The sequence below is a fragment of the Kitasatospora sp. NPDC054768 genome, assembly GCF_053612025.1.
Window position 1 is genome coordinate 1 of sequence record NZ_JBSHBN010000159.1, and the last position, 21727, is coordinate 21727.

Sequence of the window (21727 nt, forward strand, 5' to 3'; positions counted from 1 at the left end):
GCGCCCACCCATTCAAGTGGACCAAGACCGCCGACCAGATCATCGACCGAATCTGCCGCTACTGCTCAAGAATCTCCGGACCAGCTCACTAGGGGGTGCGAAGGGCGGCCTCCTCGCGATCGAGGTCGTGCTGGAGGCTGCGGCGAGTGGTGTCACCGATACGGTGTTCGTCGTAGCGGCGGTGCAGTTCGGTGCTCTGGACGGCGATGACCTCGCGGCGCAGTTACCGGTACGCGGCATCGGAGGTAATGCCGTCGGGTGCCTCGGGTGTGCGGTCCAGGCGGGCGTTCAGACCCCGCCGTACCCGGTCGATGGCACGGTCAGGCGAGTGCCGCCGCCAGGGCCGCCGCCGAGGCCGGCAGTGGTGGCGTCGAGGTCGTCGTCGGTGTCGACGACGGCCGCGTCGAAGGCGTGCTGGTTGATGGCCTGGTTGTCGTCCAGGGCGGCACCGAGCGTTCGGCGTTGCTCGCACGCAAGCTGGATCCCGGTCGTGAAGCCGCCCTCGACCGGCCCAGCCCACGGTCCGCGGGTTCCTCGCCGAGGCCGCCCGGCGGCTCCGTCTGGGCGCCGCCATCCCGCCGGCCTCCTGCGTCGAACCCGGCCGGGGCCTTCGAGCCCGCTGATAGATTCCTGCGGTGAGCGAGCAACTGCCCGGCGGCGGTATCGAGCTGTCGCCCGACGAGATCGAAGCCCTCGACGCCAGATGGTCGTCCTGCTGGACCCCGAGTGAGGTCGCGCAGCGGTTGGCCGGGATCGGCACACCCTGGTGCGTCGCCGCGGGCTGGGCGCTGGACCTGTTCCGCGGCAGGCGGACGCGCGCTCATGGAGACATCGAGATCGCGATTCCGGCCGCGAGCTTCCCCGAGGTCCGCTCCCGCTTCCCCGGGTACGTCTTCGACGCGGCGGGCAGCGGCCGGATCTGGGAGGACGCCGCACCGGAGGTGCTGGCCGCCGTGCACCAGACCTGGCTCCGCGATCCAGTCACCGGAAACTACCTGCTCGACGTGTTCCGCGAACCGCACGACGGTGACACCTGGATCTGCCGACGCGATGAGATGATCCGGCTTCCCTACCGCGACATCATCCTCCACACCCGGGACGGCATCCCGTATCTGGCCCCCGAGCTGGTCCTGCTGTTCAAGGCCAAGCATGTCCGCCGAAAGGATCAATCGGACTTCGACGCGACCGTCCCGCACCTGACCCCGGCTCAGCGCGGGACCCTGACCGAGCTGCTCGCCCGCGTCCACCCCGGGCATCCCTGGATCGCGGCCCTGTAGCCGACCCTCCACCGTTGGGCTCGCACATCGACTGTCGTCGGCCGCTCATCGGCTCCGCGGCGTCCCGGCTCCCCCGGCCCCGGATGCACCGACCCGATGGTGCGTATCCGGAGCAGGGTTCCGTCGTTGCCCAGACCACGCCGGGCGGTGTCGGCCACGCCGACATCCTCGGTGCGGGCAACGCCGTGTTCGGCAACTGCTGTGTCAACCAGGGCGGCACACAGGCCACCGGCGGCACCGCCGCCGACAGCGGCACGGTGACGGGCAATCAGCTCGGCCTGCCGCTGAGCCTGCCCCGCAACCCTTGCGGGAGCAGCGGGCCGCCTGCGCGGGACGCTTCGCTTCGACATGCTGGATGACGTTCGAGCGCGCCGCTGTGAGCAGCCTGAGGACGGCATGAAGGTCTTGCGTCCGAAGGCGGCGATCGGAACGGACAGCAGCCCGGGCGAGGACCCGCGTCATCCACCAGTGGTGGCGCCGGAGTCGGCGTCGTAACGCACCGGCCGGTCGGACAGCTCCGGCCACAGGTCGAGAAAGGCGCGCAACGGCGCGCTCGGCCGGGTGCCCGCTCGCCACACGAACACTTTCCGCAACCTGATGGCGGGCTCCAGCGGCACGACGGCGAAACGCCGGTCGGCGGTGAGGACCGGACTCGCGTGGGAGGTGAGGGCGATACCGATCCGCTCCGCGACCAGCGCGAGTTGGAGGGCGACGTCGTTCGTCGCATAGGCGATGTCCAGCCGCAGGTCCGCTGCGGCGAAGGCCGCACGGATGAACGCGTGCACCCCGCTGTCGGGACCGTAGCTGATGACCGGGCTCCGGGCCGCCTCGTCGAGGGTCATCGGACGGTTCGCGGGCCGGCTTCCGACGGGGAGGACCGCGACGATCCGGTCCTCCAGGAGCACTCGCGAGGCCACGGCGGCGGGTTCGCCGTCCAGCGGTCCCGCGACCACGGCCGCGTCGATCTCCCCGTCGCGGACCTTCGCCAGCAGCGACGGACTCGACGCCCCGATGAGGCTCACCGCGACCCGGGGGTACCGGCGGTGGTACTCCCCCAGCAGCCGGGGGATGCTGGTGCCTTCCAGGCCGCCGACGGTCCCCAGCGCGAACGATCCGCCGACCAGACCGGACCGGTCGGCGAACTCCAGGACAGCCGACGCCGCCGCCGCCAGACAGGCTCGGGCGTGCGGCAGCAGGGCGGCGCCCCCGGACGTGAGGGCCACCCGCCGGGGCAGGCGTTCGAAAAGGGGCTCTCCCAGTTCCTTCTCCAGGGCCTGGATCTGCTGGCTGATCGCGGGCTGCACGACATGGCAGCGGGCCGCCGCCTTGGTGAACGACCGCTCCTCCGCCACCGCGACGAAGTACTCAAGCGTACGGAGCTCCATGACCGACAAGCTATCAACTCCGCAGTTGAGAGCACGGGTTGTGGAACCGCCCGACTGGTCCGGGGCCGGTACGGCGATCCCCCGGTGCGATCAGCGATCGTGACGGCCGCCATCACCGCTGTGTATTGGACGCGCGCGGCCGGGGCCCCGAGGCTGGTGGCCGGGTATCGGCCGGACCCGCGGCTCCGGCGAAGGGCGAGGAGACAGATGAGAGTGATCGTCGTGGGCGGCGGCATCGCCGGGCTGACCTGTGCCCTGAGCCTGCACGCCGCCGGCTTCGCGCCACGGGTGTACGAAGCGGCGCGGAAGGTCGAAGCGGTCGGTGTCGGAATCAACCTGTTGCCGCACGCCGTCCGGGAACTCGCCGAACTCGGCCTGGACGGCGAGCTGGACTCCGTCGCGCTGCCCCCGCATCGGCTGAGCTACCACGACCGGGCGGGCGGGACGGTCTGGGAGGAGCCGCTGGGACGCGCGGCCGGATACCACTGGCCGCAGTACTCCGTGCACCGGGGTCGTCTGCAGTTGCTGCTGCTGACGGCGGTACGTGAGCGGCTGGGGCCGGACTCGGTCCGTACCGGCCTGCTGTTCCGGGGGTTCGAGCAGAGCGCGGGCGGCGTCCGTGCCCACTTCCTGGACCGGTCGAGCGGCCGGCCCGTCGTCGATGACGGCGACGTGCTGGTCGGCGCCGACGGCATCGACTCCGTGGTGCGCAGCCGGTTGTACCCGGACGAGAGCCCCCCGAGCGGGAACGGCGTCCACATGTGGCGTGGGCTCGCACGGCACCCGCACGTCCTCGACGGCCGTTCGATCGTGGTGGCCGGGGGCACCCCCGGCGCGAAGTTCATCGCCTACCCGGTCGAGGACCCCGCGACCTCGGCTGCCGATGCCCTGGTGAACTGGGTGCTGGAGGTTCGGCACGACCCGTCCGCCCCGCCTCCCGGCGGCCCCGGCGGCCCCGGCCGCCGCGTCACCGCGGCGGAGGCTCACGCCGGGCTGTCGTCGTGGAACCTGCCGTGGATCGACCTCGCGGCTCTCGCCGAACGCTCCTCGGTGATCGTCGAGTACCCGATGCTCGACCGCGACCCCCTGCCGCGCTGGAGCTTCGGAAGGGTCACCCTCCTCGGCGACGCCGCGCACCCGATGTTCCCCATGGGCATGAACGGCGGCTCGCAGTCCGTCGTCGACAGCCGGGTGCTGGCCTGGTGCCTGACCCGGGACGACGACGCCGTGACCGCGCTCCGCCGCTACGACCGGATGCGCCGGCCGGTCGTCAACGCGATCGTGCTGGCCAACCGGCGCCTGGGCCCGGAGGAGACCATCGCGCGAGCCGAGGAGCACGGTGGGTCGCTGCCCGTCGAGGAGGCCGAGAGGATCGCGACCCGCTACAAGCAGTTGGCCGGGGCCACCGTGACCCAGGTCAACACCCACCCGTCCTGGACGGTCCCTGCGGTCGCCGCTGGTCACGAGCGACTCCCTGGATGAGACGTGATCGTCGGTCGCCATCAGGTACCAGGCTGGTCCGGTGCGCCGGACCAGCCTGGTGACGGCGCCGCTGAGGGCGTCGACACCCCGGGGGACGTGGGAGTCGGCCGTGAAGGCCGCCGCGCCGACCAGCGCGGAGGCCGGCGCCGGTGAGCAGGCGAGCCGGGCCGTCGGCATCGCCCGTCGCGACCGGCTCCCTCCGCCCCAGCGACGGCCCCGGTCGGGGTTGCCCCTCGTGCTGTCACCCGGCCGGACGAGCACGCTCGCCCACGACCCGTGGCGAAGGGATAGTGACCTTACGCGACAGGCCGAGCGGGCGCGTGGCACCACGCGTGGCACCAGGGCGGCCAAGGCGCCGGAGCCCGCTGCCCGAAGCCGCCCGCGGCCGCGGCCGGGCCCCGTCGTCGACGGCGGGGCCCCGGGGTGGGTGCTGCCGCCCTTCCGTCCGGCCTCTCACCGAGGGGAACACCGCTGCCATGACACCGACCCGGCACGACGACGAGGCGATGTTCGGAGCGGAGACGGTCCGGGACGGGGAGCTGCGGGAGGCTCTGCAGCGGCTGGCCGCCGGCACCTGCGCGATCGTCCGGGTGCCCGACCTGCTCCGGGGCGACCTGAGCGACCTCGTCGCCCGCATCGAGCGGGCCGACTTCGAGCCCTACGACGAGGAGCGGCTCGACCCGCCGATCCTGAAGTTCGGCCCGGCGGTGTACGACTACTACGGGCAGGGCCGGGTCCGGGACGCCTACTGGGAGAAGGCGGAGCAGACCCGGAAGGCCGCCCGCGACCTCTACGGCGACACCGACCCGGCGGTGACCCTCATGCGGCGGCTGGGCACCGAACTCGGCATTCCGGTGCGCCCTGCGACCATCGGGGGGCGCCCGCTGCACGCGGGCATCCTCCGCGAGTTCCCCACCGGTTCTAAGATCCACTACGACGAGGTGGTGCGGGAGTTCCCCGGCCGCCTCGACGACCAGCCCCTCGTGCAACTCGCCTTCAACCTGCACCTCACCGTCGCCGGGCACGGCGGCGCGCTGACCGTCTGGCGGCATCGCTGGATCCCCGGCGACGACACCCGCAGGGACGGCTACGGCTGGGCCCCCGAGGTCGTCGCCGACGCGCCGTCGGCCACGGTGCGGGCCGAGCCCGGCGAAGGCGTCTTCTTCGACTGCCGCAACTTCCACCAGGTGCAGGACTTCGAGGGCGGCCGCCGGATCACCCTCTCCCTCTTCCTGGGATTCACCATGAACGGCGAACTGATCGTCTGGTCCTGACCGCCGCCCCCCGGCCCCGGTGAGCCCCCTCGCCATCGCGGGCCTGCCGGACGAGCCGGCCGGCGCCCCCGCCCCCGGGACGTACCGGGGGCGGGGGCGCCGGGGTGGTGAGGTGGTGGGATGTGTCCGGGTCAGCTCCGGGTGGCCACCAGCTGGCTGGAGCCGTCCGGCAGGCCCGCGATGGCGGCGCGCTGGGCCGGGAAGGTGCTCGCGCCGTACGCGCCCTGGACCGCGGCGAAGCCGGACCAGGCGCCGTTGGTGAAGCGGGTCTCGTGGTAGAGGTTGCCGTCGTTGCCGATCACCGCCACCTGGGACGAACCGTCCGGCAGACCGGCGATGCCGACCGCCCGCGCGGCCATGGTGGGCGTGCCGCTGCCGGGAAGCGCGGCGAAGCCGGACCAGGTGCCGTCGGCGAAGCGGGCCTCGTGGTAGATGTTCACGTCGCTGCCGATCACCAGGACCTGCGAGGAGCCGTCCGACAGTCCCGTGATGGCCACCCGCGAGGCCGCCATCCGCGAGCTGTTCACACCCGGGAGCGGGGCGAAGCCGCTCCAACTGCCGTTGGAGAAGCGGGTCTCGTGGTAGACGTTCCCGTCGTTGCCGATCGCCAGGACCTGGGCGGACCCGTCGGGCAGGCCGGCGATGGCGATGTCCGCGGCCGCCATCGTCGGGGTGCCGACCCCGGGGAGCGCCCCGTAGCCGGACCAGGTGCCGTCGGCCGAGCGGATCCGGTGGTAGACGTTGCCGTCGCTGCCGACGGTCACCACCTGCGAGGAGCCGTCCGGCATGCCCGCGATGCCGGTCCGGCGGGCCTGGGTGGCCGGCGTGCCGTCGTCGGGCACCCCGGCGAAGCCGCTCCAACTGCCGTTCGAGGCGCGGACCCCGTGGTAGAGCCGGCCGTCCAGGCCGATGCCCAGCTCCTGCGAGGAGCCGCCCGGCAGCCCGGTGATCGCGGCCTCCGAGCCGCGGAACACGCCCGCACCGCCCGTCAGCGGGCTGAAGCCGGGCCAGGCGCCCGAGCTCTGGCGCACGCCGAGGAAGAACGCGGAGGACTGGGACGGCGGGGCGGCGGTGAGCTGGATGTCCAGGTAGTCCTGGTCGATGGCGATCGCGTAGCCGCCCCAGGTCTCCGGGTTCTGCGGCGAGGCGTACTGGTGGGCGCGCTGGTGGTTGTTCCAGTAGCCGGCCGGAATCGACGGGTCGGCGGTGTCCTCCTTGCCGTTCCAGTTGGCGCTGAAGACGGCGTCGGGCATGGTGTAGGCGCCGTTGCCGGCGTTGGCGGCCAGGTCCTTCATGCCGGACGAGGAGCTGCTGTAGACGCCGGAGTTGTAGCCCCAGGCGTGCAGTTCGTTGGTCCAGGCGGTGAGGAACGCGAGCACCGCGACCGAGTACTGCGGGGTGGTGTACGCCTCCATGTCGTAGTAGAGGATCGTGCCGGGGCCGAAGCCGAGGGCCTGGGCCTGGCTCACCGCGTCGTCGGCGGCGTTGGCGCCCTCGGTGGCGGGGTAGCTGATCTTCGGGGCCTGCACGCCGACGTACATCGGCATGAAGGCCCAGCCCGCGGCCTGCTGCTGCTGGACCCAGGAGGCCGTCAGGTTCGGCTGGGCGCAGGCCCGCCTGACACCGCCGATGTAGACGCCGGCCGCCCGGTACGGGGAGGAGGCCATCCACGCGTTCATCGCGGCGCCGGAGGGCGCCGTACAGGCGTCGAAGCCCTTGCCGGTGTAGTTCGTCGCCGACGCGGGAACCGACGCCGCCGCGGCCGAAGCAGCCGGTGCGGCGGCTGCGGCCATGGCCTGGCCGGACGGCGCGGCGGCGGCCGCGGTGGACTTCGGTGCGGGGGTCGTCCGGGGCCCGGCGGGCGCCGGCTGCGGTCGGTGCGTCGGCGCGGGGGTGAGCCCGGCGCCGGTGATGATCCGCCGCACCAGCGGCTGGTCCGTGTCGTACGTCCCGGTCACCGCGACGACGCCGTCGGTCGCCCGGACCGTCTGCGCGACCGGGTTGGAGCCCTCCCGGTCCGGTGCGGCGCCCTCGGCTGGCTCGACCAGCAGGGCCTCCGTGCGGCCGGTCAACCGCGGCGGGCAGGCCTGCTGCTCGCCCGGGTGACCGAGGTACACCGCGTGCTGGTCGAAGCGGACGCAGGCCTGCGGGTCCACGGCCAGGTCCACCACCGGCCAGGCCGAAGGCACATGGAAGACGCGGCCCTGGTACGTCACCGCCTTGGTGTCCGGGCTTGCGGCGGGAGCTGCGGCGGCGGAGCCTGCGACGGCGGGCGCCGCCATCAGCACGGCCGCCACGACGGCCGCGGCGCTCCGGAGCGCTGTCATTGGGGACTTCACCCAGTTCTCTCCTGACGTGACGAAAGACCGCACGCCGAGGAGTCGGCCGCGCGGCGTCGGCCACGATATCCACGCCCTCGACGGGTGCCGCCACAGGCCCCTCCCGTCAGCCGACTGTCCGTCAGTCCGGCCGGCCGTCAGCCGCCGCTCCCGGCACGGTCCGACCGGCTCCGGGCCACGCACTGGACGAGGGCGCCATCGTCCGGTCCGGAACCGACGACGTGCGGTGAACGGCCGCCCGGGGGGACGCGCCCGCTCCAGGCGATCGGGCGCGCGGTAGTCGCCCGGTTTCTCTCCCGGCTCGCTCAGGCCTGCCCGGAGCTCCATCCGCGCCCGTGGAGCCGCGCGAAGCCGTCGAGGAGGAGGTCGAGGGCGAACTCGAACTCGAACTGGTCGTCGCAGCCGTTGCCGACGACCGACGCGCCGTCGTGGGCCCGGGCCATGGCGATCTCGGCGATGTGCGGGTACCTGGCCGCCATCGCCTGGAGCGCGGCGGCCTGCTCCCCGGGCTCGTCGCCCGGAGAAGCCGGGAACAGCTCCTGGGTGAAGCCCCAGACGCGACTGCCCAGCGCGTGCATCGCGTGGTGGGTCAGGTCGACGGACAGGCCGCCCCTGCGGAACGTGCCGATCACGGAGTCCAGGTAGTCCAGGACGGCGGGGGTGGGGGTGCCGCGGGACTCGATCACGCGCAGGGCCCACGGGTGGCGCAGCAGCGCCCGCCGGGCCGACAGGACGCGCTCGCGGATCGCGCTCCTCCAGTCGGGGCCGTCGGCCGGGGGGTCGATCTCCCCGACGACGAGTTCGACCATGCCGTCGAGGAGTTGCTCCTTGTTGGCCACGTGCTTGTAGAGGGCCATCGGCACGACGCCCAGTTCCTGGGCGAGGCTGCGCATGCTCAGCGCCTCGATCCCGGACTGGTCGGCGCGGGCGACGGCGGCGCGCAGCACGCGGTCCCGGTTGAGCGGCTTCCTCCGCTCGGTGGCCGCCTGTTGGGCGTCTGCCTGCTTGGCCATGGTCCTCACCGATCCCCCTTGACAGGTGTACGGGGTACACCATACCGTCCCGCCATGAGGTGTACGGCGTACACCTCTTCCCGCCTCCACCGCCGAAGGAGCCCCAAGTGGCCTCACCGAGAACCCTCGCGACAGCGACGGGCACGTGCTTCCTCATCACCCACGTCACCTCGATCGGCGGGCTCGTCCTGTACGGCCCGATCCTGAAGACCGCCGACTACGTGGTCGGCGCCGGCCCGGACACCCAAGTGCTCCTGGGCGCCCTGTTCGAGGTGCTCCTCACCATCGGCATCATCGCCACCGCATGCACGATGTACCCCGTCGCCCGCCGGCACGGCGAAGGCCTCGCCGTCGGGTACCTCGGCCTGCGCACCCTGGAAGCCGCCGTCATCGCCGTCGGCATCGTCAGCCTGCTGGCCCTGGTGACCCTCCGCCAACACCCTCCGCAGGGAGCGGACAGCGCCGCGCTCCTCACCACGGGGAAAGCCCTGGTCGCCATCCACGACTGGACGTTCCTGCTCGGCCCCAACTTCATCTGCGGAGCCAACACCGCGGTGCTCGCCTGCCTGCTGTACCGCTCCCGGCTGATACCGCGCTTCATCGCCGTACTGGGGCTCGTCGGCGGCGCACTGATCTTCACCTCCGCGATCGCCGTCCTGTTCGGCCTCTACCCGCAGGTCTCCGGGCCGGGGATGCTCGCCGCCGTTCCGGTCTTCGCCTGGGAACTGTGCCTGGCCGTCCGGCTGATCACCAAGGGATTCAACCCGACGACCGCCTCCTGACCCGTGCCGTCACACGGTGACGCCCGTTTCCCACGCCTCCCGGGTGTCCGCTTCGCACGACACCGGAGGCACGCGTGAGGACCTCCGCCCCGGGCCTTGCCGCGTCCTCGACGGGCCCTGTCGAGGACTGCCGTCAGACCGTGCCCACGGCCACGGCGACCGCCGCCGACTCGGGTGACGGCGATGCGCCGTAGTCACGCAGCCGGATCGGGGTGGTGCGGGTGCTCTCGGGTGCCTGGGCGGCCAGCATGTCCAGAATCTCCTGGGTGGGGGCGGGCATGAAGAACCGCTCCGCGCCCTCGCGCCCCAGGGTCTGGTGCTCCGTCACGTAGCCGCGCATCTCGCGCTCGTACGCGGCGAAGGCCGTCGTGTGGTCACCACCGGAGGCGGCGAGTTCACCGGCCAGGATGTACGCGCCGATCAGGGCCTGCGAGGTGCCGCGGCCGGAGGTCGGGCCGGCGCAGTACCCGGCGTCGCCGAGCAGCACGACCCGCCCCTTGGACCAGGTGTCCATCTCCACCTGGGCGTTGGCGTCGAAGAAGAAGTCCGATGCCTGCGCCATCTCCTGGAGCAGGCGCGGGATCTCCCAGCCGTCGTCCGCGAAGCGTTCGGCGATGATGCGCTGCTGCCCGGCGCGGTCGTGGCGGTCGTACTCCAGATGCCCGGCGGCGAAGTGGAAGGCGGCGCGGGCCTCGCTGTTGGCGCGGGCGGTGAAGATGTTGGCGGCCTTGCCCGGGGCGGCGTGGAGACGGCCGGTGTTCTGCAGGCCGAGGTAGTTGTCCAGGCTGAAGATGGCGGTGTAGATGCCGAGGTGGCGCACGAACTGCTCCTCGGGGCCGAAGGTGAGCGTCCGGGTGCGCGAGTGCAGGCCGTCGGCGCCGACGACCAGGTCGAAGCGGCGGGGAGCGCCGCGCTCGAAGGTGACCTCGACGCCGTGCTCGTCCTCGGTCAGGCTCGCGATGGAGTCCCCGAAGACATACTCGACGTCGTCGCGGGTGGCCTCGTACAGCATCCTGGTCAGATCGCCCTTGAGGACTTCCAGGTCGCCCGCGAAGATCACGGCCGGCAGGGTCGCGTACTGGCGGCCCTCGGCGTCCACCATCGCCGCGTCGCCCATCTCGGTGTCCAGCTCGCGGATCTGCTCCAGCAGGCCCATCCGGTCCAGCACGTCCAGGGCTTCGCCGCGGAAGTCCACCGCGTAGCCGCCCTCGCGCACCGCTCCGGCGCGCTCCACCACGGTGGGGACGAAGCCGTGGCGGCGCAGCCAGTGGGCGAGCGCCGGGCCGGCCACGCTGGCGCCGGAGATCAGCACGGTGCGGGTGGTGGTGGTGTTCTTGGTCATCCCGGGTTCCTCTCTCAGGTCTGTGCGTACAACGTATGAGGCTCAAGTTCGCCTGTGAAGTGCGAAGATCGAGAAGGAACCCTAGTGCGCTAGGCTTCGTGCACTAGTACACCGAGGAGTGCATCATGTCGGTCGTGCCGCCGTACGCGAGGATCGCCGCCGAACTTCGGCATCGCATCGAGGTCGGTGAGCTGCGTCCGGGTGACCGGGTGCCCTCCACGCGGGCGGTCACGCAGCGGTGGGGGGTGGCCATGGCCACGGCGACCAAGGCGCTGGCGGTCCTGCGGCAGGAGGGTCTGGTCCGGGCGGTGCCGGGGGTGGGGACCGTGGTCTGCGCCGCCCCCCGTGCGCCGCGGGCGGCCCGAGGGGCGGCCGACCGGCGCACGGAGGGGCCGTCGGAGGAGTCGGCGGCGCGCCGACGCCTGGTGCTGGCAGGAATCGCGATCGCCGACGCGGAAGGGGTGGCCGCGCTCACCATGCGGCGGCTGGCCGCCGAACTCGGCACCTCGGCCATGTCCCTGTACCGGCACGTGCAGAACCGGGACCAGCTCCTCGCGCTGATGGTCGACGCGGCCTACGCGCAGGCGCCGCTGCCGACCCCGGCCCCGCCGCACTGGCGGTCCCGCCTGGACCTCTCGGCCCGGGCCCAGTGGCGGCTCTACCAGGAGCACCCCTGGCTGGCGGCCACGATGAACCTCGCCCGGCCGCTGCTCGCACCGAACGGCATGCGCCACATCGAATGGGCCCTGGCGGCGCTGGAGGGCCTCGGCCTCGACGCCGACACCCGCATGCACGCGGCGGTCTCGCTCTTCGGATTCGTCCGCGGCTGCGCGGTCGACCTCGCGGCGGAGCAGGAGGCGGGTCACGCCAGCGGTGTCACCGGCGATCAGTGGATGCAGGTCCAGGAGGCCCGGATGGCCGCGCTGCTGTCGGACGGCACCTTCCCGGCGTTCACCGCCGCCCGCACCGACCCCGGCCTGGGCCTGTCCGCCGAATCCCTGTTCACCTTCGGCCTCGACCGCCACCTCGACGGCTTGGCGGCCCTCATCGCCACCGCGGGCGACCGGTCGAACCTCGGCGGGACGAGCCGCGCGGTCGTCAATCTCCGGTGAAACCGGTGAAACCGGTGAAACCTCGCCGAGACGGGACAACAGGGTCCTACGCGACCCTGACCACGTACTTGCCCCGGACGCCGCCCGCCTCCAGCGCCCAGTGCGCCGCCGCTGTCTCCTCCCGGGAGAAGACCGTGTCCACCGCGGGGCTCAGCTTGCCCTCGACCACATGGCGGGCGAGGTCGTCGAAGTCCGCCCGCTTGGGGTCGCCGCTGAAGTAACGCACCCGGCCGTGTCCGTGGACCGTACTGGCCGCGAGGTGGCCGAACGTCGCGGCGGGCCGTTTCGGGACGTGGCACGCGGCCCGCGTAGAGCACATCGGGGCCGCCGTAGCGGTCGTAGAGCACTGCCTTCATCATGCGGTCGTTCATCGTTCCGCCTTTGCCGCCGGGAGCCGTACGGGATCTGGCACACCTCCCGGCGCCTGGTGGCCTATCCGCTCCAGTCGTTCCGCACCGACACGGCCGACGAACCGCTGCCTCCACCGGCCGTGCTGACACTGCGCAGCCTCCCGATCGCAACGGACAGTTCCCAGCGGCAGCGGCCCTCCAGAGCCTGACACGACACGGAACCTGCCGCGGGGCACGACCGTCGGCCGTGCCGCACGGTGCCGTCCGTGGTGCCGACCGTGGTGCCGTGCGCGCCGCCGTGATCGTGCCCGGAGGTTCTTCCGAACCCGACAGCCGGAAAGCGGCCGTCGTGCAAGGATCGTCGACATGCCGAGCTTTCGGACCGAGGCCGCAGGCCTTGTCTCAGTCGAACGTTCGCAGTTCGGGTTGTGGGAGGAGGACGAGTTCGCCGAGGACGGCAGCTGGTTGGAACTGCCGCTGGCGGCCGGGACTCCGGGAGTCACACTGACCGACGGGGCGGTCAAGGTCCGCAGTTCGATTCGGGAGCACTATGCGGAGGTGACCCTTGAGTTGACCGACCATCCCGTGCGTCCGGAGGGGTTCAGCCTCCTTGCCAGGGTTCCGTACCGGTCGCGGACGGGCCGCATCGACGTGTGGACCCTCTTCTCGGGTCCTGCCGAGGTGGCATTGGAGTTCGAACTCGAAGGAAAGCCGCGCGATTTCACGCTCAGCGTGTTCTGGGCACGTGCAGCTGATGCGGACGATCGGACGAGCGCGGACCTGCCCCGTGGGGTGGAACGGTTCCGTTTCGCGTTCGCGCCGGCGGCGGCGGAATGAACGGCGACCGTCCCGCCGCCGGCCGTGATCCATCGGGGCCACGACAGGGTCGAGACTCCGCAGGAAGCGCCGGCCGTCGTACGGGCATCGCCCGGCAGGCCCGCCGACGGCAGGTCGGATACCGAACGGTTTGCGGTCCGAGACTGACCTCGGCGGCGGGAGTCGAATACGTTTGAGCGATCACCGACGCCCTGGTTCGGGGGCACAGAGGAGCCGTGGATGCGCCACTCCGAATGTCAGCACGACGCACGTCTGGCCGCCTACGGGACCATTGCCACCCGCCTGTCCCTGATGAGCGACCGGCGTCTCGGCGAGATCGTGGCATCCGCTCCTCCGGTCGGATCCGGTATCGGCGGCAGGTCGGCGGAGCTGGACATCGACGGGACGCGGGTCTTCGTCAAGAGAGTGCCGTTGACGGACGTCGAGACCCGGCCGGAGAACGTCCGGTCCACGGCGAACCTCTTCGGGCTGCCGATGTTCTACCAGTACGGAGTGGGCTCGGCCGGGTTCGGTGCCTGGCGAGAGCTGGCCGTCCACATCATGACCACCAACTGGGTCCTCGGGAAGGAGTACGAGGGCTTTCCCCTGATGTACCACTGGCGCGTCCTGCCCGACTCTCCTCCCGAGGGCTTCGTGGACGAGTTCGGGGGCATCGACGGCGCGGTCGCCCACTGGGACGGCTCGCAGGCAGTACGCGAGCGCCTGGAGGCCATCGGCCGGTCCTCCCGCAGCCTGGTGCTGTTCTTGGAACACATGCCGCAGACACTCAGCACGTTGTTGCGCGAGCACGGGGCGACCGCGGTGGCCGGCGGCGGCTCCCCCGCGTGGGTGGAGGATGCTTTGGCGCGGGGCACGGCATTCATGAGCTCTCACGGACTCGTGCACTTCGACGCCCACTTCGACAACCTGCTGACCGACGGCCGGCTGATCTGCTTCGCGGACTTCGGGCTGGCGCTGAGCTCGGGTTTCGAGCTGTCAGCAGCCGAGCAGCGGTTCCTCTCGAACCACCTCGGGTACGACCGCGACTGCACCGCGAGCCATCTGATCCACCACCTCATCGACCGCGTCCGGGGCGGTGTCGAAGCAGACGTGTTCCTTCAGAAGTGGATCGCGGGTCGGAGGCCCGAGGCCGTTCCGCCCGAGATCGCTGCGATCGTCGAGCGGCATGCCCGGGCCGGCGTCGTCCTGGACGACTTCCACCGCCGGCTGCTGTCGGAAAGCAAGCAGACGCCGTACCCCGGTGCCGAGCTCAACCGCGTCGCAGACGCCGGCGAGACATCGCGCTGACGTTCGAAGGAGCGGGCCCCGGCCGCGACGTGTCAGGGAGGCGACCTGCGGGCCCGCAGCCACAGGCCAACGGCATCCCTGGGACTCCAGCACCTGGACACTCCGCCCCGGTCGGGAAGGTCACTCGATCCATACCGTTCTTCGTGGGCTGTCCGGGTCATTCGTAAGAGACGTGCGCGTCACCGGATGCTCGGCTGGTCGGTCACCGGTCGCCGCCGGTGTGGTCGGCCTGCGGCGTACCCAAGGTCCGTGTCACGCATCACATCGTTCTAGGTACGACGGCAGGACTCCTGGCGCCCGAGCCAGCCGGTCGCGGCGGTGAGTGACGGATCCCCCTCCTTGCGGGTCGCCACGGCCTCGTCCGGCTCGATCGGCCCCGCGTGGATCCGGCCTGTGCGATCCGCCTCGGCGGCGCCCGTGAGCAGGACGACCGCGCCGTCCGCCAACCGGTGCGCGGCGTTGCCGGTGGGCACCCCGTAGGTGCGCGCGCCGAAACTGCGGGTGTCCGGGCGGCCGATGAACGCGATGGTGACGGCCTCGCCCGCGCTGCCCGTGCCCGGGCCGGTGAGCACGGCGACGGGCACGCCCCGCGCCGGGTCCCCGCCGGCCCCGGAGGGCTCCGCCTGTGGAGTCCCGTCCAGGAACGGCACGCCCCCGCGCACCGACCAGACGCTGCGGGTGCCGTCCGCCGTGACGAAGGCCCCCACCGGACCGTCCCCGAGCAGCGGAGCCGCCACCGCCAGCGGAGCCCACATCCCGCCGCCGCTCTCCCGGCGAAGGTCCACCACCCAGCCGCAGGCGGTCGCCGCGGCGACGGCGGCGCGGCCGCGGGCGACGTACTCGGCGTAGGTGCGCTCCGAACCGTTCACCGCCGGAAGGGTCAACCTGGCGATGCCGCCGGGAAGTTGTTCGACCGTCGGGGCGTCGACCGTCGCGGGGTCGGCATCCACGGCCGCTGCCTCACCGGGCGGGTAGAACCGGCTGTGGCCGTCCCCGAGAGCCGCCACCGCGCCGCCGACCGCCCCATGGGTGTCGGCCGTCGTCCGCGCCCCGGCCGCCCGCGCGAACGCCTCGTCCCGCAGTTTCGGCCAGTCCACCGTCGCGGTGTTCAACGACTCCCGCTGCAACAGGTCCAGCGCCTCCGACAGGTAGCCGTGTGCCTGCGCCGACATGCCTCCGGATCCCCCGGAACCCCCCGAACCTCCTGAAGCGCACCCCGCTACCAGCGCCAGGGCGCCCACCGCCATCCCGGCGATCCGCACCGCCCTCATTCGCGCCCCTCTCCCGGTTCGTACAGCCCCCCATTCCTACCCCATGAACCGGGAAGCGGCGACGGCCGGGATCCGCTGTTGCTCCCGCCCGACCCTCGGCGGCGTCCCGGCCTGCGGCGCGTACCACCTTCGATCAGGCGTCGAGCACCTGGCCGTCGCGCCTGACGACCGGTCCTTCCGTCGACCACGGGAACTCGATCCAGTCGTCGGTCCGCTTCCACACGTACTCGCACTTCACCAGGGAGTGCGACTTCTCGTAGATGACGGCGGACCGGACCTCGGCGACATGGTCGAGGCAGAAGTCGTGCACGAGCCGCAGTGTCTTGCCGGTGTCGGCGACATCGTCGGTGATCAGGACCTTCTTGTCGGTGAAGTCGATCGCGGCGGGAACGGGCGCCAACATGACGGGCATTTCGAGAGTGGTGCCCACGCCCGTGTAGAACTCGACGTTCACCAGGTGGATGTTCTTGCAGTCCAGCGCGTACGCCAGACCGCCCGCTACGAACACCCCGCCGCGGGCGATGCTCAGGACGAGGTCGGGTTCGTATCCGTCGTCGGCGATCGTCTGCGCGAGTTCGCGCACCGCCTGCCCGAAGGTCTGGTAGTCCAAGGTCTCGCGCACATCAGTCACGGCGACCAGTGTCCTCGGCCCTCGGCTGGGCGGCGAGTACCGGCACGCTCAGGACCGGAAGTGTGGTGTTCCACACCTCGGTCGCACACTCCGGGCCGGGGCCGAGCCGGAAGGGCCGTGCCCCACTCCCGGATGCCCTACTCCCGGATGCCTGCGGCCTCGATCGCCCGGAAACGGGTCGCACGCGAGGCCGCTCCCCACGCGGTGATCACGGTGACGAAGGCGCAGAGCGCGACGGTCCCCAGGACCTGCGTCCACGGGATCACCGTCGGCGCCGAGGTGACGAGTTCGCTCAGCGAAAGGTGCTGGGTCACCGCGGAGAGCCCGGTCGCCACGGCCGCGAGCAGCGTGCCGACGACCACCGCCACGGCCGACTCGGCCACGGCCACCTTCGCGATCTGGCCGCGCACCGCGCCGGCCAGCCCGAGCAGGGCGAACTCCCGCCGCCGCCCGGCCATCGCCATGATCAGGGTGTTGGCGACGGCGATCAGCGCGTAGGCCAGCGCGATCCCCAGGATGATCACCGCGGCGTTGTCCGTCTGCTCGGCGGCGCGTGCGCGCTGGGCCTCCAGGTAGGCGTCATGGGTCATGACGTGCGCGCCGGAGCCGGCCAGCGCCTGGTTCACCGCCGCCGTCTGCTGTTCGTCGAGCGGCCGGCCCGGGCCCGTCCGGGAGTCGAGGTGGACCCGGTTCGGCGTCACCGCACCGGTCAGCGACGCGGACAGGTAGGTGTCGTCGCCGTTCAGGCCGCGTGCGACGACCGCCGCGACGACGGTCGGCACCCGAGCGCCGGTCGGCAGCAGCGTGACCACCTGGTCCCCCACCGACAGACCGTCGGATCGGGCCGCCTGCTCGTCGATGACCAGGAAGTTCTCGGGCAGTGAGGCGAGGGAGCCGGAGAGCACGGGCGGCGTGACGGTCGTGCCCAGCGCGGACGCGGGCACGGCGTTCGTGCTCAGCGAGTCGATCTGGTCGCCCTTCGCGGTGCCGATCCGGATGTTCATCGAGGTGATCGGGGTGACCCGGACCCCGGGCACGGCCGCCAGCTTCTCCAGCGTCCGCGCGTCGATCCCCGTGCCGCCGGGCACCACCACGTCGGCCGCGTGGATCTCCTGCTGCTGGCGGGCGAGCACCACCGCGTCACCGGACTTCTGCACCGTCAGCAGGGTGGCGACCAGTCCGACGGCCACCACGATCGGCGCCGCCGTGGCGGCCGTACGCCGCCGGGAGGTGAGGATGTTCTCGCGCACCAGCAGCGGGCCGGCCTTGGCCGAGCCGCGCAGCGGGCCGATCAGCGCCCGGGTGACCGGCCGCAGCAGGATCGGTGCCAGCAGGGTGACCGCGCCGACGTACAGGACCGGCACGGCCTCGTACCTGCGGGCGCTGGCCGCCAGGTACGGTTCGGTCCGGGCGATGACGATCCCGAAGGCGACCGCGCCGATCAGCATCCCGGTCCCGAGCAGCCAGCGGATCGGCGTCATCCCGCGGCGCTCCACCGCGCTCTCGCGCAGCACCTCGATCGGCCGGATCAGCGAGACCCGGACCAGGGTGGCGGCCGAGCCGGCCAGCGCCGCGGCCACGCCGATGACGAAGGAGACCAGCAGCGGCAGGGGGGTGAAGGGGATGGTGAACCAGGACGGGGCCACGTGGTGGTCGAGCATCCAGGAGCGCAGCGGCACGGTGCACAGCGGGGCGAGGACACAGCCGACGACCGCCGCCGCCAGGCCGATCAGCAGCGCCTCGCCGAGCACCATGCGCCGCACCTGCCGGGGCGCGGCGCCCACCAGCCGCATCAGCGCCAGTTCACGGCGGCGCTGCTCGGTGGCGAAGGCGAAGGTCGCGATGACGACGAACACCGCGACGAACACCGCCAGTCCGGTCGTACTGCCCGCCATCGCCTGGGCGTTGGCCAGCGCCTGGGCGCCGCCGGTGGAGTCGGCGTCGAGCCGGGTCAGATCGTCACCACCGAGGACCACGGCCCGGCCGCCCACGAGGGCGGACAGCTGCTGCGCGTTCTGGTCGGTGACCAGGGCGTTGACGCCGGGCGACAGGCGCTGGGCCTCGGCATCGCTGAAGAAGACGGCGCTCTCGAACCAGAGCGCGTCGGTGACCCCGACCACCTGGTAGCGGCCGGCGCCCTCGGAGATGACGGCCTCGGCCTGACGCCCGATCAGTGCCCGCTCACCGCTGCCAACGACGATCTCGTCCGGGGCCTGCGGCGCGCGCCCGGCCAGCAGGTGGTAGCCCGCGAAGGCGGCCGAGGACCAGGGATGGCCGGTCGTCCCCCCGGAGCCGGGGTTCAGCCGTACGGGGAAGCTTCGGTCGGGCGTGGCCTTGCCCGAGGCGGTCACCGTCGTCACGACCTCGACCGGCAACACCGCCGGGGCCTTCATCGCGCGCCCCTCGAAGCCCTGCGGCGCGACCACGACCCGGGCTTCCTTGAACCGCTGCGGCCCCGGGTGCGGCGTGCCGAAGGTGGCCGACAGGGTCAGCGTCATCATGCCGATCATCGTCGTGCCGAGCGCGAGGGCGAGGAAGGCGCCCACGAAGCCCATCAAGCGGTGACGCAGGGTGGCTACGGCGAGCTTCAGCACGGGTTCGCCCCGCTCCCGCCGGGCTCCAACGCCGCCATCCGCAGGGCCACGGTCTCGGCCGTCGGCTCGAACAGCTCACCGGTCACCCCGCCATCGGCGAGGAAGACCACCCGTTGCGCGTACGAGGCCGCCACCGGGTCGTGCGTGACCATGATCACCGTCTGCCCGTGCTCCTCGACGACGACGCGCAGCAGCGCCAGGACCTCCCGCGCGGTACGCGAGTCCAGCGCGCCGGTCGGCTCGTCCGCGAAGATCACCTTGGGCCTGGTCACCAGCGCACGCGCGATGGCGACCCGCTGCTGCTGACCGCCCGACAGCTCGGCGGGCCGGTGCCCACCGCGCTCGGCCAGGCCGACCTCGGCCAGCCCCCGGTCGATCGCCACCGGGTCGATCGGGCGCCCGGCCAACCGCAGCGGCAACTCGATGTTCTGACGAGCCGTCAGCGCGGGGATCAGGTTGAAGGACTGGAAGATGAAGCCCATGTGCTCACGGCGCAGCTCGGTCAAGGCGCGCTCGGAGAGCTCGTGCAACGGCGCGCCGTCGAGCAGGACCTGACCCGCGTCGACCCGGTCGAGGCCCGCCGCGCACTGCAGCAGCGTCGACTTTCCCGAACCCGAAGGGCCCATGATGGCGGCGAAGGTGCCCGCCTCGAAGCCGACGTCCACCCCGTCGAGCGCCCGCACCCGGTTGTCGCCGCGGCCGTACGTCTTGTGTACGGCCGTCAGGCGGACGATGTCGCCCACCCTCCCCGCGCCGACGGAGGCCGGGCTCGAAGCCCGTACCGGTAGAGCCTTGTTCCGGAACACTCGCTCGCCTTTTCCATCGGGGCATCGGTCGGGGCATCGGTCACCCGCCGCACCGACGCTAGGGCCGTTCGAGGTGTCCACACCTCCGGACTGCCCCTGATCTCACCCCTGAGGAACCCCCGAGGAACCCCTGACCCGGGCAGACGGCGGCCGCACGGCCTGACCCCTCAACGGGCAGACACTGCACCGTCGTTCGACCGTTCGCCCCGGCCCGCCACGGAGTCGGACGCCGCGGTGAACGCCCGCACGAGGGGACGGTCGTCTCCCCGGCGGGTGGCCAGAAGGACCCGGCTCACGGCGGGCGGCCCGTCGAGTTCGAGGCGCCGTGCGCCCGCGGGGAGCAGCGCGGTGACGCTGTGGGGGGCGATGGTGACGCCGAGGCCGGCGGCGACGAACATGATGATGGTGTGCCAGTTGGAGCACTCCTGGGCGACCCGGACATCGTTGCCGGTGTCCCGGATGGGCTGGGTGTTCACCTCGAAGGCGTGGGCTCCCGCCGAGCGCGGGAACAGGATCAGGGGGTCGGCGGCCAGCGCCGCCGCGTTCACCCGGCCGTTCCCGGCGGCGGGGTGGTCGGTGGGGACGACCGCGACGAGGCGTTCCGTTGTCAGGAGGGCGAGGTCGATGTCGTCGCGTTCGTATTGGACACCTGGGTGGGCGGAGCCGGAGGCTGACGTGGTGCCGTTCAGGGAAGGGAACCGCCCGGGCGTGGATCCCGGCCGATGGACTGGTCGGCCACCGCCGGACTCGAACGCGATCCCAACTACTACGCGGTGGATCCCCGCGGCTACACCCTCACCTCCGACTTCACCGCGACAGCGACCGCCAAGGCGTCGATCGAGGGCGAACTGGGCATCGCCTACAAGCACGAGACGCGGCGCGATCCGCTGCTGACCATCAAGCCGGCGACCTGCGTGACGGTGTACGCGGTCGTGCTGTGCCCCTCGCTGACGGTGTACAGGCGGTCACCTGGTCCATGGCACCCGGATCGCTGGGCACCGTCGACCAGAGCGGCCTCTACACCCCGCCGCACCCGCGCCCCGGCCAGTACGTCGACCTGGTCACCGCCACCACCGCCGGCACGCCCACCTGCCCGCCGGCCACCGTTCGGGCGGCCGTCCACCACGGGGCGAGCCTGCCGGGTGCCCCCAAGAAGCCCGCGATCAGCCCGGACGGCTCGACCGTCACCTGGACCGCTCCCTCCGACGGCGGCAGCGCCATCGAGGAGTACGTGGTGACCGTGGACCACGATCCCAGCAACCCTGCCGGTACCGAAACCGTCCTGGGAACCGTGCCCGGCACCTCGACGTCACTGACCATCCCCGCCGACCGCGTCGCGCAGATCGAAGCGGACCATGCCAGGGTGCGGGTCACAGCGGTGAACAGCCGCGGGCAAGGCCCCGCCTCCGCCCTGTCACACCCCGCCCCGTCCACCAACCTCCTGCCCTTCGTGGCCCCCGCGAAGGGAACCGCGAACGGCGGCACCCTCCACGTGACGCCCCACATGGTGAACGTGGGCGAGAGCGATGCCACGAACGTCCGCTACCAGCTCAGCTACCCCGAGGCCCTCAGCAGCCCCACCAAGCCGTCCACGTGCACCGTCGACACCGCGCAGCGGCTCCTCACCTGCGACATGACGGACATCGCCGCCGGCCACCAGACGATCACTCCGCTGATCTCGTTCACCGTCGGCCGGCTGACCCCGGGCACCGGCTACCCGCTGACCATGACCCGCCTCTCGGCCAGCCCCTACCCGAGCGACCCCAACAACGGCACCATGACCCTGCTCTGCACCGCCGACACCTCCGGAGAGGTCACCTGCGCCTGACGGTTTCGAGCGGCACGGCACTGAGCCGCAGGGCCGGGGGGGGGGGGGGGGGGGGCCGGGCGGCCCCGCCCGCGGGGCCCGGGCGCCCGGGGCCGGCGCCAGACCCGGCCCCCCGCC

17 protein-coding genes and 1 pseudogene are annotated in these 21727 nt (G+C 72.2%); 8 read left to right on the top strand and 10 right to left on the bottom strand.

What is annotated here, in order from left to right; all coding sequences use genetic code 11:
* Positions 1–635 precede the first annotated feature (635 nt).
* The gene (locus ACWGKU_RS33325) at positions 636–1277 is read left to right on the top strand and encodes a nucleotidyltransferase domain-containing protein (RefSeq protein ID WP_452181008.1); all 642 of its coding nucleotides are present in this window, start codon (positions 636–638) and stop codon (positions 1275–1277) included.
* A 458-nt stretch (positions 1278–1735) separates the two neighbouring features.
* Here the strand turns inward: ACWGKU_RS33325 and ACWGKU_RS33330 are convergent, their stop codons facing one another.
* Positions 1736–2662: a LysR family transcriptional regulator gene (locus ACWGKU_RS33330; protein WP_452181009.1), complete on the bottom strand. Its 927-nt coding sequence runs from the start codon at positions 2660–2662 to the stop codon at positions 1736–1738.
* A 207-nt stretch (positions 2663–2869) separates the two neighbouring features.
* On the opposite strand from ACWGKU_RS33330, the gene ACWGKU_RS33335 reads away from it, so the two are divergent.
* Both ACWGKU_RS33335 and ACWGKU_RS33340 read left to right on the top strand, forming a co-directional pair.
* The gene (locus tag ACWGKU_RS33335) at positions 2870–4144 is read left to right on the top strand and encodes an FAD-dependent monooxygenase (RefSeq protein ID WP_452181010.1); all 1275 of its coding nucleotides are present in this window, start codon (positions 2870–2872) and stop codon (positions 4142–4144) included.
* A gap of 476 nt (positions 4145–4620) precedes the next feature.
* A complete protein-coding gene (locus ACWGKU_RS33340) occupies positions 4621–5418 on the top strand; it encodes a hypothetical protein (protein WP_452181011.1) in 798 nt (265 codons plus the stop codon).
* Between the two features lie 131 nt (positions 5419–5549).
* On the opposite strand, the gene ACWGKU_RS33345 is transcribed toward ACWGKU_RS33340, so the two are convergent.
* Positions 5550–7745: a glycoside hydrolase domain-containing protein gene (locus tag ACWGKU_RS33345; protein WP_452180610.1), complete on the bottom strand. Its 2196-nt coding sequence runs from the start codon at positions 7743–7745 to the stop codon at positions 5550–5552.
* Between the two features lie 317 nt (positions 7746–8062).
* Positions 8063–8770 (bottom strand): TetR/AcrR family transcriptional regulator, encoded by a 708-nt coding sequence (locus ACWGKU_RS33350; RefSeq protein WP_401054639.1) that lies wholly within the window; start codon positions 8768–8770, stop codon positions 8063–8065.
* Between the two features lie 107 nt (positions 8771–8877).
* Here ACWGKU_RS33350 and ACWGKU_RS33355 point away from each other — a divergent pair, with 107 nt between their 5' ends.
* A complete protein-coding gene (locus tag ACWGKU_RS33355) occupies positions 8878–9552 on the top strand; it encodes a DUF4386 domain-containing protein (protein WP_452180611.1) in 675 nt (224 codons plus the stop codon).
* Between the two features lie 133 nt (positions 9553–9685).
* Here ACWGKU_RS33355 and ACWGKU_RS33360 read toward each other — a convergent pair whose 3' ends face one another.
* Positions 9686–10894 carry an FAD-dependent monooxygenase gene (locus ACWGKU_RS33360; protein ID WP_401055283.1) on the bottom strand — a complete coding sequence of 403 codons (1209 nt, stop codon included), beginning with the start codon at positions 10892–10894 and terminating at the stop codon, positions 9686–9688.
* A gap of 125 nt (positions 10895–11019) precedes the next feature.
* Between ACWGKU_RS33360 and ACWGKU_RS33365 the strand changes: the two genes are divergently transcribed.
* The gene (locus ACWGKU_RS33365; RefSeq protein ID WP_452180612.1) at positions 11020–12006 is read left to right on the top strand and encodes a TetR/AcrR family transcriptional regulator C-terminal domain-containing protein; all 987 of its coding nucleotides are present in this window, start codon (positions 11020–11022) and stop codon (positions 12004–12006) included.
* Positions 12007–12052: 46 nt separating this feature from the next.
* On the opposite strand, the pseudogene ACWGKU_RS33370 reads toward ACWGKU_RS33365, so the two are convergent.
* Positions 12053–12292, bottom strand: a pseudogene (locus ACWGKU_RS33370) (zinc-binding dehydrogenase); the annotation flags it as partial.
* Between the two features lie 430 nt (positions 12293–12722).
* On the opposite strand from ACWGKU_RS33370, the gene ACWGKU_RS33375 reads away from it, so the two are divergent.
* The gene (locus ACWGKU_RS33375) at positions 12723–13193 is read left to right on the top strand and encodes a hypothetical protein (RefSeq protein ID WP_452180613.1); all 471 of its coding nucleotides are present in this window, start codon (positions 12723–12725) and stop codon (positions 13191–13193) included.
* Between the two features lie 219 nt (positions 13194–13412).
* Positions 13413–14480, top strand: coding sequence for a protein kinase family protein (locus ACWGKU_RS33380; protein WP_452180614.1), 1068 nt, complete (start codon positions 13413–13415; stop codon positions 14478–14480).
* Positions 14481–14749: 269 nt separating this feature from the next.
* Here ACWGKU_RS33380 and ACWGKU_RS33385 read toward each other — a convergent pair whose 3' ends face one another.
* The 5 genes from ACWGKU_RS33385 to ACWGKU_RS33405 form a co-directional block, all read right to left on the bottom strand.
* The gene (locus tag ACWGKU_RS33385; RefSeq protein ID WP_452180615.1) at positions 14750–15652 is read right to left on the bottom strand and encodes a S41 family peptidase; all 903 of its coding nucleotides are present in this window, start codon (positions 15650–15652) and stop codon (positions 14750–14752) included.
* A gap of 232 nt (positions 15653–15884) precedes the next feature.
* Complete coding sequence (locus ACWGKU_RS33390) at positions 15885–16382, bottom strand: phosphoribosyltransferase (protein ID WP_359904705.1); 498 nt, start codon at positions 16380–16382, stop codon at positions 15885–15887.
* A gap of 137 nt (positions 16383–16519) precedes the next feature.
* The gene (locus ACWGKU_RS33395) at positions 16520–18976 is read right to left on the bottom strand and encodes an FtsX-like permease family protein (protein ID WP_452180616.1); all 2457 of its coding nucleotides are present in this window, start codon (positions 18974–18976) and stop codon (positions 16520–16522) included.
* Complete coding sequence (locus ACWGKU_RS33400) at positions 18970–19719, bottom strand: ABC transporter ATP-binding protein (protein ID WP_401056485.1); 750 nt, start codon at positions 19717–19719, stop codon at positions 18970–18972. The genes ACWGKU_RS33395 and ACWGKU_RS33400 overlap by 7 nt, the downstream gene beginning before the upstream one ends.
* A gap of 230 nt (positions 19720–19949) precedes the next feature.
* On the bottom strand, positions 19950–20651 hold the full coding sequence (locus ACWGKU_RS33405; protein ID WP_452180617.1) for a LysR family substrate-binding domain-containing protein: 702 nt from the start codon (positions 20649–20651) through the stop codon (positions 19950–19952).
* Positions 20652–20758: 107 nt separating this feature from the next.
* Between ACWGKU_RS33405 and ACWGKU_RS33410 the strand changes: the two genes are divergently transcribed.
* Positions 20759–21610, top strand: a complete 852-nt coding sequence (locus tag ACWGKU_RS33410; protein ID WP_452180618.1) for a fibronectin type III domain-containing protein — start codon at positions 20759–20761, stop codon at positions 21608–21610.
* The last annotated feature ends 117 nt before the right edge of the window (positions 21611–21727 follow it).